The organism is Paenibacillus sp. DRB1-1, from assembly GCF_052119485.1.
Classification (GTDB): Bacteria; Bacillota; Bacilli; order Paenibacillales; family Paenibacillaceae; genus Paenibacillus; species Paenibacillus polymyxa_B.
Genome location: NZ_JBODQH010000001.1, coordinates 2,460,434 through 2,472,793 on the forward strand (window position 1 = coordinate 2,460,434; position 12,360 = coordinate 2,472,793).

Here is a 12,360-nt window from a genome sequence, read left to right on the forward strand (position 1 = left end):
TCTTTCTTTTGTATCGTCACTTATCGTCATTCCGTCAGTTCCCGGACTTCAATTTCTAGCGTTTGGGCGATGATGTTCAGCATGTCTGGGTCTACTGTACGATTGCCTCGCTCCACAGCACCTAATACAGTCAAAGATATACCAGTACGTTCTGCCAACTCCTGCTGTGTGAACCCTTTTAGCTTCCGAAAGGCGCGGAGTCGTTGCGCCAGCTGCATGTTTTCCAAAGCTGTATGCCGTCCTTTCCATCCACAGAATTCAATGCAGTATGCACGATACTGTACAGACCGGACGGATCTTGGTTCGGAACGATATCAGCCAAAGGAACCAGCACAAAAGCACGCTCCAACATACGAGGGTGGGGAAGCTCCAAATCCGGTGTAGCCAGTTGCGCCGCTTCCATCCATAACAAATCCAGATCAATGGTTCGTGGCCCATTAGGAATATGTCTTACTCTCCCCAGACGACTCTCCACCTCCAGCATATATACCAGAAGCTCCTCTGGAGCAAGTGTTGTAGATACGGCTACCGTCATGTTCAAAAAAGAAGGTTGATCCAGATACCCAACAGGCTCTGTTTCGTACAGGCTGGAGCACCGAAGCACCCGTATACCCGGATGTTCGTCCAGCACCGTAATGGCTTCATACAGGGTATGCTCGCGCTCCCCCAAATTAGCCCCTAAAGCAATATAAGCCTCTGATGCCTCAGAGGTCGAATGTGCATTCATGTATCGTTCCTACTTTCTTGCGCGATAAAGCTCAACCGTCACGCCCTGAAAATGAATATCAAACGGCGGATGCGGCTTTGTGACTTTTACAGTCAGTGCATTGACACTAGTATAAGTGTCCAGTAGGGAAGATGCAATACGTTCGCCCAAAGCTTCAATCAATTGGTAAGATTCCTTTTCTACAATATCTTTAACGGTGTAATGCACCTCGGCGTAATTAACCGTTTTGTCCAAAGCATCCTGTTCACCTGCTTCACGCAGATCAAGCTCCAGTTCCAAATCAATGTAGAAACGCTGTCCCAGCTTACGTTCCTCTGGAAAAACGCCATGATATCCGTAATACTCCATACGATGCAAAACCATTTTATCCATCGTGGGTAGACCCCCTGTTTTTTATTAGATTTTTCTAAATAAGCTCAACTAAAGGTGTTATACGCGGCGCCACTTCGCGGCGGATGGTGCTTACCATCGCCACCGCCCCCAGATTTCTTGAATAAAACCTATAACCAAGGTAGAAATCCGGGGAAGTGATGCTTCCGAAGCGAGCTTTCCTACGGAAAGCTTTTAAAGCGACCGCTCTGCTTGTACAGCACCATTCTGCCTACTCCGTTTCAATGTGTATTTTTCGAGTTTAACTTATATAATAAATTTTTTCTAAAAATACAGTGACTTTATGCTGGTGGTAGCGTAATGAAGGATTTGAATTCGGAGAAGCGAAGCGCTCGCCTTTGCAACGGGATTCTAACAGTCATATGTTTACCAATTCAAAAGAATCCCGTTGCAACAGCGATCGTAGGATCAAATCATTCGTGGAGCGTCTACCAACCACCATAACTCAGTGCATTTTTAGACCCGTACACCATCGCATCACACATACGTACGGTGCGCTTGATTTGCGCAACATCGTGTACACGCACAATTTGGCACCCTTGAGCAATGCCAAAAGCAACAGTAGCCGCCGTGCCCTCCACCACATCATTCACAGGCAAATCCAGTGCTGTACGAATAAATCTTTTGCGTGACGTAGCCAATAACAGCGGAAAGCCCAGCTGACTCAATGTATCGAGAGAAGTCATGGCATGAATATTTTCATCGTAATCCTTGGCAAAACCGATACCTGGGTCTAAAATGATCTGTTCCTCACGTACCCCCGCATCCAGCGCTAATCGGATACTTTCTTTTAAATCGGACAGCATATCAGAAACCAAATCACTATAGTTACGGTCATGACGATTATGCATCAAAATGACCGGGCAATCGAATTCCGAAGCTACACGCGCCATATCGGGGTCTGCCTTAAACCCCCACACATCATTAATGATATGTGCGCCAGCCTCAAGTGCCTGTCTGGCTACCTCGGCTTTGTAAGTATCTACAGATAACGGAATGTGCGGTGCGATACGATGGATGGCCTGGACGACCGGAATGACCCGAGCCAGTTCCTCTTCCACACCTACCGGATCATGACCCGGGCGAGTAGACTCCCCACCAATGTCAATGATATCGGCTCCATCTTCCACCAGCTTCAATGCATGTAAAACAGCAATCTCGGGACTATAATGTAATCCTCCATCGGAAAATGAATCTGGGGTCACATTCAGTATACCCATGATCTGTGTGGAATGTCCGAGCGTAAGCTCGGCATCTCCCATTCGGTAACTACGTTGATAAAGGGTCGGTATGTTCACTTGATCCCTGCTTTCTGTCTATAATCGTGCAACAGCAAAGCTGTTATGGACCTGGGCTGCGTCAAGGAAACCGATAAATGGTTCGCTGCTCCTCCCGGCTCCAACAACAAATCCACGGGCCGTATTTCTTGTATAGAGTTGGTCATAAAAATTTCATCAGCCTGTTTCAGATCGTCCCAGCGGTACAGGCCTTGCTCACAAGGAATGTCTCGCAGATGCGCCAGCTCCAAAATGAACTCACGCGTAATGCCTGGCAGAATCCCTGTAGACAAGTCAGGGGTATACAACGTATTGTTCCGCACAAAGAACAGATTGCTGACCATTCCTTCTGCCAGAAAACCATCCGCCGTAAGCATCATTCCTTCAGCCTTATAACGGACAGCCTCGGCATACTGCTGAAGTTCCCGCTTTGCAAGAATATTATTCATATAATGGAGCGACTTTAAGCGAACCTCACCCTCTGGAGTGTTTCTGGGAGTTCGCAACAACTGAAGTGCCGATGAGGAAGTGGATTGACCGGTTTGTGTATTGGTAGAGGGCAACGTTTTAGCGAACAGAATATGATTAGGACGCGTATAGTTCCCCGTCGGCAATCCTAGCACCTCTTCGCCCGCTGATACAGTGTAACGGATATAGGCTTCATCCAGTCCATTCGCCACCATCAGATGTTGGATGTGTCTCGTAAGTTGCTCCTCATCCGGTTGAAAAGGAATGCCGAGCATTCGGCAACCTTCCTGCAGTCGATGCAGATGCCGATCCAGCAAGAATGGGACACCCTTGTAGGTGCGGAATGTTTCAAACAAACCCATTCCGTATAAAAAGCCGTGATCACTTACGTGAATCACGGCTTTTTCGGCTTCCGTGAGGACGCCATTGACTCCGATATATTTCATGAATCAGACGCCTACCTTGCGTTTTAGGAAATTGCGTAACAGTTGATGCCCATAATCCGTAATAATGGATTCTGGATGGAACTGAACTCCTTCTACGGCAAATTCTTTATGCCGCAAACCCATAATTTCACCTTCTGCGGTTTCAGCGGTAATCTCTAGACATTCAGGCAGACTCTCGCGCTCCACCAGCAATGAGTGATACCGGGTTGCTGTGAACGGAGAAGGCAAACCTTCAAATACTGACGTATTGTGATGAAGAATCGGTGATGTTTTACCGTGCATGAGTCGTTCAGCCCGGATAACCTTACCGCCGAAAGCCTGTCCAATGGCCTGGTGGCCGAGGCAAACGCCAAAAATCGGAATGCGACCTTTAAAATGGCTGATCACATCCAGTGATATCCCTGCCTCATTCGGCGTGCAGGGGCCCGGCGAGATCAAAATATGCTCTGGTGCCAGCTCTTCTATGCCTTTCACATCAATCTCATCGTTCCGTTTTACGGTTACTTCTTCGCCAAGTTCACCCAAATATTGAACAAGATTGTACGTAAACGAATCATAATTATCAATCACCAAAATCATACGACTCACCCTCCTGTGATACCGCCTCTGCTCAGAGCGGCTTCTTCTTCACCACATTGTACCGCCTTCATGACAGCTCTAGCCTTGTTCCGACATTCCCGGTATTCCCTGTACGGCTCTGAATCGATGACGATCCCCGCACCTGTCTGTAAATAGGCAGTGCTGCCTTTAACAGCTAATGTTCTTATTATAATATTTAATTCCATATTGCCGTTATAGTCAATCCATCCAAGGGACCCTGTATAAGGCCCCCGACGAACGGGCTCTAATTCTTCAATAATTTCCATGGTGCGCACCTTGGGTGCCCCGGTAATGGTTCCGCCTGGAAAGATAGCAGCAATTACATCTATAGCTGTACGACCTGGGGCTAATTTTCCCTCAACCTGAGAAACCAGGTGCATAACGTGCGAATAATATTCGACCGTCAGCAGTTCAGGCACATGCACCGATCCGTATTCGGCAATCCGTCCGATATCGTTACGCTCCAGATCGACGAGCATAATATGCTCGGCGCGTTCTTTTTCGCTTGATAGAAGCTCTGCTGCCATAGCGGCATCTTCATCCGGTGTTAGCCCTCTTCTTCTCGTACCTGCAATAGGTCGGGCGCTCACACGTCCATTCTCCAGCTTCACCAACAATTCCGGCGAGCCACTAACGATCCGTAAATCTGGCATACGCAGCATACCCATATAAGGGGAAGGATTCAGCAGACGAAGCCATTCATATATATTTTCAGGGGGGGCTGTAAGCGCACGTTGCTGACGAATCGACAAATTAACCTGGAACACATCCCCTTGGGCAATGTATTCCTGCACACGTTTCACGGCTTGTTCAAAATCCTGTTGGTTGAATGCCGCTGTCCAGCCTTCAGATTCAAGATGAGCGGCCTCTAACCCTTCTTCGGCGAGCCTAGCACAACGACGAGGGTACGCAGGATCAATCTCTCCTGCATTTATGATGTTATTCCACTGAGTCAGCATACGTTCTGCACGTTGGGCAGCTTCCGCGTAATGCTCGCAAAGTATAGGATTCGGCCCATCCAGCATAGCATGATTGGTCAAATCGGTATTATTGCTGACTTTATCGGAATGCGCAGGAGCGGGCATATGAACAGCACAATATATGCAGGATTTCTCGTGATCATAAATCCATAGCTCATCCACCCGCATCCATACATAATCAGGTATGCCCGTATCGTCTGCAGCTTGAGATGGCAAACGCTCCAACGAGCGAGCTACATCGTAGCCAAGATAACCCGCAAATCCTCCAGAGAAAAAAGGCATGCCAGGTACACGCGGCGCACGGTAAGGAGCGGTCCAGTTGCTCATGACTTTCAAAGGTTTACCATGCATTTCTCCATGTTTCCCGCTTTGCAAATCAGTCCAAACTGCATGTTCTCCCTTGCCCTCCAATATAGCAACCGGATTTAAGGCCAGATAGGTGTACCTCCCACCTTTAGCGCTCTCCAGCAAAAAGGCATATGGAGACGAATCCTCCCAAGCCTTTTGCCACGATGACGGTAGACCCCCCACGGGTAATGAGTACTCAGCAATATAGGGAAGTATGCTCCAGCCTTCCTCCTGCCAAACCTGCCACTGCGCCTCCGTCACTCTAGCTGTCGATTTCATCCGTGTGTGCTTCCCCTTCCCTACTTTTCAATAAGTCTATATTCTCTCCTTAAAAAGAAACCCCCACCCCCCTGCAACAGGGAAATGAGGGAATCCTTACGTATAGTATACACAATTACGACATAATTACAGCTCGAAATTGTATAGTGGTGTACTCAGGTAACGTTCTCCATTACTTGGAACAATGACAACGATCCGTTTACCCTTGCCCAATTGCTTAGCAAGTTTCAAAGCCGCATGAACAGCCGCGCCAGATGAAATACCGGACAAAATGCCCTCTTCCTTGGCCACTCTACGTGCTACCTCGAAAGCTTCATCGTTTTCTACATGAATAATTTCATCATAGATATCACGGTTTAAAATTTCAGGAATAAAGTTGGCACCCAGCCCTTGAATCTTGTGGGGTCCTGGCTTACCGCCTGCTAACAGCGGGGAAGAGGCAGGCTCTACAGCCACAACTTTAATATCAGGGAATTCTTTCTTAAGCACTTCTCCGGCACCAGAAATGGTTCCACCAGTACCTATTCCCGCTATAAAAGCGTCCAGAGTTCCGCCAATGGAACGAATGGCTTCCACAATCTCAGGACCGGTCGTTTCACGGTGAATTTTGATATTAGCTTTGTTTTTGAACTGCTCAGCAGCAAAATATTCCGGATTTTCACTCAGCAATTCTTCCATTTTCTTAACGGACCCGTTCATGCCTTCTGATCCTGGTGTTAACACAAGTTCGGCTCCATAAGCACGCAACAAATTACGACGCTCTATGCTCATCGTTTCTGGCATAACGATTACTGCCTTATAGCCCTTCGCAGCAGCAACCATAGCCAAGCCGATTCCTGTATTACCGCTAGTTGCTTCAATAATCGTACCGCCTGGCTTAAGCAAACCTTCACGTTCAGCTTCTTCTACCATGCTAATCGCAATACGATCTTTTACACTGGAGCCTGGGTTCTGATATTCCAGTTTCAAATAAATTTCGGCGCTATCTTCCGGTACGATCCGGTTGAGCCGAACGAGGGGAGTTTCCCCGATAAGTTCGGTGATGTTATTAACAACTTTAGCCATGATAATTCCTCCCTGACTGTAGATGATATATTAAAAATTGCGAAATCATATTGTAGATCAATCTTAGTCAATCACTTTAATTTTGTACCGTTCATTTAATTTCCGATAAAAATAGTGGGTTTTATACGCTAATCATAACAATCTTCAATTCCAATGTCAATACGAGTGAGTAAGCCGCGATGCTGTCAACCCGCGTTATCAGCATCGTGCTTCCTTCAAACCAATATTCTTTCACTACGTTACAAAGCAGCAGAGGATGCATCTTTTCCAGATAAAATACGCGCTCCATATTTATCACGTAGACTCTTCTCGACCTCTTCCAAAGGAGCGGCCTGTGCAAGCGCAAGAGATCGGCGAATTTGCTGCCGGATCTGCTGCTTATCCGGAGAACTCTTCAACCGGACATCCTGTACATAAATGACAGCATAGCCATCGTTAACAGAGATCGGACCTGCAACATCCCCGGAGCTTAGCTCTCTCGCCGCCTTCATGATCGCCTCCGGTTGCAATGGATCATTTTCATCCACCCATCCCAACTGCCCGCTACTATCCTTGCCAAAGGGCTTACCTGAGTACTCTTGAATCAGCACATCGAAGCTCTCCCCCTGCTTGACCCGATCTAGCAACGCTTCTGCTTCCTCCGCATTATCCACATAAAGAGCTGCCAATTGGATCTGCTTACCGAAGGCAAATTCCTCAGGGTGCTGTTCCCAATACTCGTCAATCTCAGCTTCCTGAACTTGAATACCCTGCGTGGCTATTTTCTCCAAACCAATCCGGTATTCCGCTTCATTCCGCAAGTCAACCGGATCTAAGCCAAACTGTCGCTGCATTTCATCAAAGTAGGCATGATCTGAGTCATACCCTTTACTATCCTGCTCCAGCACCTGCTGTAAATCCTCTTGGGTGATCTTGATACCAAGACGCTTGGTTTCAGCCTGCACGGCTTTACGATTCAACATTTGCAGCAGCGTATTGGTTCCATATCGCTTTTTCAGTTCCGCTACCCACTGTTCCTCCGATATGCCTTCCTGACCCATCTCCGCCACAGTATGATCGCCGTCATCCTTGCTTACATCACCCGGCTTTGACAGCCCCCGAAGCATGATAAGACCACCCAAGGCGGCGACGCTAACGGTCAGAATAATGACAGCTGTCCATAATCCTTTTTCCCGTGTAGTCATCGCTTGCACCGCCCATCCGGTTAGGATTTGGCTTGATCTAACAGATTTTGCAATTCATCCTTATTAAACTGATAAGCCTCATTACAAAAGTGACATACGACCTCAGCCTGTCCTTCTTCCTCAATTAACTGCTCTAATTCGCTTTCTCCCAAACTGATCAATGTTTTTTCCACGCGCTCACGTGAACACTCACATTGAAAATGGATATCCAATTCATCGAGAATCCGAACGTCCGGCAGCATCCAGCGCAGCATTTCATCAAGTTCCAACCCTTGATCCAGCAAAGCAGTAACGGGTGGAATGGAGCTGACTGCATTTTCGATCGCAGTAATCTCATCATCATTCAAGCCTGGAAGCAACTGAATAATAAATCCACCAGCCACAATAACCGAGTTATCAGTATCTACCAGCACACCCAAGCCCACCGCTGACGGGGTCTGTTCCGATTTGGCAAAATAATAGGTAAAGTCCTCACCCAGTTCACCGGAAATAATCGGAGTACTGCCGCGATACGGTTCTTTTAACCCCAAATCCTTGATGATATGAATGAACCCCTCTGTACCTACGGCACCCGCTACATCCAGTTTGCCCATACTATTGCTTGGCAAATGCACATGCGGTTCAGTAACATAACCTCGCACTTCTCCTACAGCATTGGCATCAACGATGATTTGCCCAATCGGTCCATCACCTTTAACTTGAATGGTCAATCGCTCTTTGCCTTTTAGCATAGAACCCATAATGGCACCTGCTGTGAGGGTTCGCCCCAAAGCAGCGGTAGCCGTTGGATACGTATCATGTCTTCTCCGCAATTCCTCTACCAATTGAGTTGTCCGAACAGCAAAAGCTCTAACCCTCCCATCCATGGCTGTGCCACGAATAAGTCGATCCTGCTTATTTTCCATAATGATATCCTCCCCTATTCACCAGGACAGCTATGCTGCTTATTTTCGTTAGTATTGCTCATCATTGAAGCATAATTTCCTACTATATAAACAACCTGCATCTACAGATCACGCGAATTGTTCAAAAACGTAACATATTTCAGTATAGACGAAAAACGCCGCTAATCCAAACCGATAAGATCATTCGGTTGGACTCAGCGGCAGCTTATATCCACTTTTTTATTCGGCGTTACGTTGGTAAATGATGCGTAATCCTTCGAGCGTCAACATCGGCAACACTTTCTGAATGCTCTCTGTCTCTGATGCGATTAGCTCTGCAAGACCTCCGGTAGCAATAACTGTAGGCTCCGCCTGCATTTCTTCCTTAATGCGCCGCACAATGCCATCCACTTGCCCAGCATAACCGAAGATAATCCCAGCTTGCATGGCATGAACCGTATTACGACCAATAACCTTTTTGGGTTTCTCCAACTCGATGCGGGGTAGCTTGGAAGCCCGTTGATACAGTGCCTCTGTCGAAATCCCGATACCCGGCACAATGACACCGCCCAAGTAGTTTCCCTTATCGTCAATACAATCAAACGTCGTCGCTGTCCCAAAATCCACCACAACCAGTGGCCCGCCGAACCGTTCGACTGCCGCAACAGCGTTCACGATCCGATCCGCGCCTACTTCACGTGGATTCTCATAACGCAGGTTAAGACCGGTCTTGATTCCCGGTCCGACGATTAACGGCGTTTTGCCTATGTATTTATCGCACATTTCTTCTAATACACGGACCAACGGCGGAACGACAGAGGAAATAATAACTCCCTGGATGTCATCCTTTAATACGCCACCCATACTAAAAAGATTATGTATGAGTACGCCGTATTCATCTGCGGTTGTCTGTCTGGAGGTACTGATCCGGTAATGGTGCAACAGCTCCCGCCCTTCGTATATCCCCAGAACAATATTGGTATTACCTACATCCACTACAAGAATCAATGGGTGTCACCTATCTTTCTTTGCGTTAAGGTCAAGGCTGATATCTAGGTTATGAAAAGAGTAAGTCAGCCTGCCTACAGAAATCACATCTACGCCGCTCTCAGCCATCTCACGCACTGTATCCAGCGATACATTGCCCGAGGCTTCTGTTTTGACATGTGGTGCCCGTTCCCGAATGAACCGAACGGCTTCCTTCATATCTGGGGCAGACATGTTATCCAGCATAATGATATCCGCCCCAGCTTCCAGGGCTTCCTGAACTTGTTTCATGTTTTCCGTCTCTACTTCAATCGTCATCGTATGCGGTATATTAGCGCGCGCTCGACTTACAGCCTGTTCAATCCCACCTGCACCCTTAATATGATTATCCTTAATCATAACAGCATCGTACAGGCCAAAGCGATGATTCGAGCCACCGCCTACACGCACAGCATACTTCTCCAGCAGCCGATGTCCCGGTGTTGTTTTACGTGTATCCACCAAGCGAGTGGACAGACCATGCAATTGATCTGTAAAAGCTCGAGTCCGCGTGGCAATGCCAGACATCCGTTGGAGCAGATTTAACGACAATCGCTCTCCGGTCAGAATTGCATGGGTACTCCCCGTCACTTCCGCCAAAACGCTTCCCTTTTCAATCCACTGTCCATCCGTCACCAGCGGAGTGAACGACAAGAAAGGGTCCACTACCTGAAATACAAGGGCAGCCACGGGTAAACCGGCAACCACGCCGCTCTCCTTGGCATGAATGACAGCCTTGGATTGGTGGCCCTGCTCAATCGTCCAGCGCGTGGTTACATCGCCAGAGCCCGTATCTTCTCGCAGCCAGCTGCGAATTTGTGCTGTCAGTTCTTCCTGATATCCACTAAACTCTCCATAAAGCTCGCTGTTAGATGTCATGAACGTACTCCTCCGTTATCCCTTGCTCACGTCTCTGCTGAACATGCTTTCGCCAGACGCTATCATCTGTCTCAGGAAAATCCTCGCGATAATGCGCTCCCCGGCTCTCCTCACGTAGCAGCGCACCATCTGTTACTAATAAAGCACAGGTGAGCAAATTGGCAAATTCGATCTCTTCCCGGCTGGCGATCACACCCTCAAAAATAGGCATTTGCCCTTGCAGCTCATCTAATGCTGCTTGCAACCCCTCGCCGTGCCGCCGAACTCCAGCATAACGAACCATTGCTTCTTGCAGCTTATGCCGCTGCTCCGCGACGGATGAAGCCGGGAACTCTGTACGGTTATCGCTATAAGATATCAACGTATGGCCGACCAGAGGTGGCAATGAATGCAGTCGCTCAATAATCCTGCTGGCGAATACAATAGCTTCAGATAACGAATTGCTTGCCAGACGATTAGCTCCATGAACACCTGTAGAAGAGGTCTCCCCGCAGGCGAACAAACGCGCAATGGAGCTTTCCCCGTGTAAATTGGTTTGAACACCACCCATCATATAATGAGCAGCAGGCGCAATGGGGATCCAGTCTGTCGTCATATCCAAACCAAATGACAGACATGTCCGATAAATGGTTGGAAAACGTTGCTTCACCCGCTCTGGCGGCTCGTGTGTAATATCCAGGTATACAAACGCAGCTTGGGTGCGTTCCATCTCATGAATGATAGCACGAGCTACGATATCTCTGGGTGCAAGCTCCTGCCGGGAATCATACTTGTCCATGAAGCGTTCTCCGTGAATACTGCGTAACACAGCTCCTTCTCCCCGTACAGCTTCAGAAATTAGAAACCTTGGAGCGCCCGGATGGCACAACGCCGTAGGATGAAACTGTATGAATTCCATATCCCGTACAATCGCCCCAGCACGATATGCCATAGCAATACCATCCCCGGTTGCAATATCCGGGTTGGTCGTATAACGGTATAATTGCCCGCTACCTCCTGAGCACAAAATCGTTGCATTAGCAGTTATATACGACCTTTCCCCACCTGGGTTTTGGACGAGTGCCCCAATACACTCACCATGCTCCGTCAGCAGATCAATTACCATGCACTCTTCCCACACTTCGATACCGGGATGGGCAGCAACCTGCTTTGACAACGCACGAACAATCTCATAACCCGTAGCATCTCCATTTGCATGCAAAATACGCCGATGACTATGTGCTCCTTCCCGTGTCAACGCTAGGTCACCATCCACACGATCAAAAGCCGTCCCCAAACGTATTAACTCTTGAATACCAACTGGACCTTCATGGACAAGCGTGCTGACCGCCTCACATTCACACAGACCTGCACCAGCAATCAGGGTATCTTCCATATGATAAGCTGGTGTATCCTCGTCCGATGTGACAGCAGCGATGCCGCCTTGAGCATAACGCGTGTTGCTTTCCATTAAAGCCTTCTTGGTAATCAGCAACACTTTCCGATTCTCCGCAGCCTTAATCGCCGTATATAAGCCCGCAATGCCCGAGCCGATTATTAACACGTCGGCCTTCAATCGGGTCAATTCCGCTACATCAAAATCAACTAGATATCTTGGAATCATGCCTTCACCTGATTTCACAGAAGAATAGCGCACACCATAGGTTCTACAGTATGCGCTCACGTATATGTTCAAAATGATAGAAAGTCGATTGCAGCGGCTGTTGGCTTTTATAAGCTAAGAAGACGACAGCCGTTTATTTAACAATAAATGTACACAACGTTCCGGTGTCTGTCAAATCACATTAGCGATAATCTTCCATTTAAA

The 12,360-nt window shown here is 47.9% G+C and carries 13 protein-coding genes; all 13 read right to left on the reverse strand.

What is annotated here, in order from left to right; genetic code table 11:
- Positions 1-26: 26 nt before the first annotated feature.
- The gene (locus ACQW03_RS10830; RefSeq protein ID WP_025719314.1) at positions 27-227 is read right to left on the reverse strand and encodes a helix-turn-helix domain-containing protein; all 201 of its coding nucleotides are present in this window, start codon (positions 225-227) and stop codon (positions 27-29) included.
- Positions 179-727, reverse strand: coding sequence for a 2-amino-4-hydroxy-6-hydroxymethyldihydropteridine diphosphokinase (gene folK, locus ACQW03_RS10835; protein ID WP_076294556.1), 549 nt, complete (start codon positions 725-727; stop codon positions 179-181). The genes ACQW03_RS10830 and folK overlap by 49 nt, the downstream gene beginning before the upstream one ends.
- 9 nt (positions 728-736) lie before the next feature.
- Positions 737-1,099, reverse strand: a complete 363-nt coding sequence (gene folB, locus ACQW03_RS10840; protein ID WP_023986457.1) for a dihydroneopterin aldolase — start codon at positions 1,097-1,099, stop codon at positions 737-739.
- 446 nt (positions 1,100-1,545) lie between these two features.
- Positions 1,546-2,415 carry a dihydropteroate synthase gene (folP, locus tag ACQW03_RS10845; RefSeq protein ID WP_071639023.1) on the reverse strand — a complete coding sequence of 290 codons (870 nt, stop codon included), beginning with the start codon at positions 2,413-2,415 and terminating at the stop codon, positions 1,546-1,548.
- Positions 2,412-3,308 carry an aminotransferase class IV gene (locus ACQW03_RS10850; RefSeq protein ID WP_441949656.1) on the reverse strand — a complete coding sequence of 299 codons (897 nt, stop codon included), beginning with the start codon at positions 3,306-3,308 and terminating at the stop codon, positions 2,412-2,414. The genes folP and ACQW03_RS10850 overlap by 4 nt, the downstream gene beginning before the upstream one ends.
- A 3-nt stretch (positions 3,309-3,311) precedes the next feature.
- Positions 3,312-3,887: an aminodeoxychorismate/anthranilate synthase component II gene (pabA, locus tag ACQW03_RS10855; protein ID WP_013308153.1), complete on the reverse strand. Its 576-nt coding sequence runs from the start codon at positions 3,885-3,887 to the stop codon at positions 3,312-3,314.
- 5 nt (positions 3,888-3,892) lie between these two features.
- Entirely contained in the window at positions 3,893-5,515 is a 1,623-nt protein-coding gene (locus tag ACQW03_RS10860; RefSeq protein WP_441949658.1) for an anthranilate synthase component I family protein, read from the reverse strand.
- A 126-nt stretch (positions 5,516-5,641) separates the two neighbouring features.
- Complete coding sequence (gene cysK, locus ACQW03_RS10865; RefSeq protein ID WP_028542507.1) at positions 5,642-6,580, reverse strand: cysteine synthase A; 939 nt, start codon at positions 6,578-6,580, stop codon at positions 5,642-5,644.
- Between the two features lie 239 nt (positions 6,581-6,819).
- Complete coding sequence (locus tag ACQW03_RS10870) at positions 6,820-7,764, reverse strand: peptidyl-prolyl cis-trans isomerase (RefSeq protein WP_441949660.1); 945 nt, start codon at positions 7,762-7,764, stop codon at positions 6,820-6,822.
- Positions 7,765-7,784: 20 nt separating this feature from the next.
- Positions 7,785-8,669 (reverse strand): Hsp33 family molecular chaperone HslO, encoded by an 885-nt coding sequence (gene hslO / locus ACQW03_RS10875; RefSeq protein ID WP_071639019.1) that lies wholly within the window; start codon positions 8,667-8,669, stop codon positions 7,785-7,787.
- 219 nt (positions 8,670-8,888) lie between these two features.
- The gene (locus ACQW03_RS10880) at positions 8,889-9,656 is read right to left on the reverse strand and encodes a type III pantothenate kinase (protein ID WP_071639018.1); all 768 of its coding nucleotides are present in this window, start codon (positions 9,654-9,656) and stop codon (positions 8,889-8,891) included.
- A 6-nt stretch (positions 9,657-9,662) separates the two neighbouring features.
- Complete coding sequence (nadC, locus tag ACQW03_RS10885; RefSeq protein WP_076294549.1) at positions 9,663-10,553, reverse strand: carboxylating nicotinate-nucleotide diphosphorylase; 891 nt, start codon at positions 10,551-10,553, stop codon at positions 9,663-9,665.
- Positions 10,543-12,156, reverse strand: coding sequence for an L-aspartate oxidase (nadB, locus tag ACQW03_RS10890; protein ID WP_441949663.1), 1,614 nt, complete (start codon positions 12,154-12,156; stop codon positions 10,543-10,545). Before nadB ends, nadC begins: the two co-directional genes overlap by 11 nt.
- Positions 12,157-12,360 lie beyond the last annotated feature (204 nt).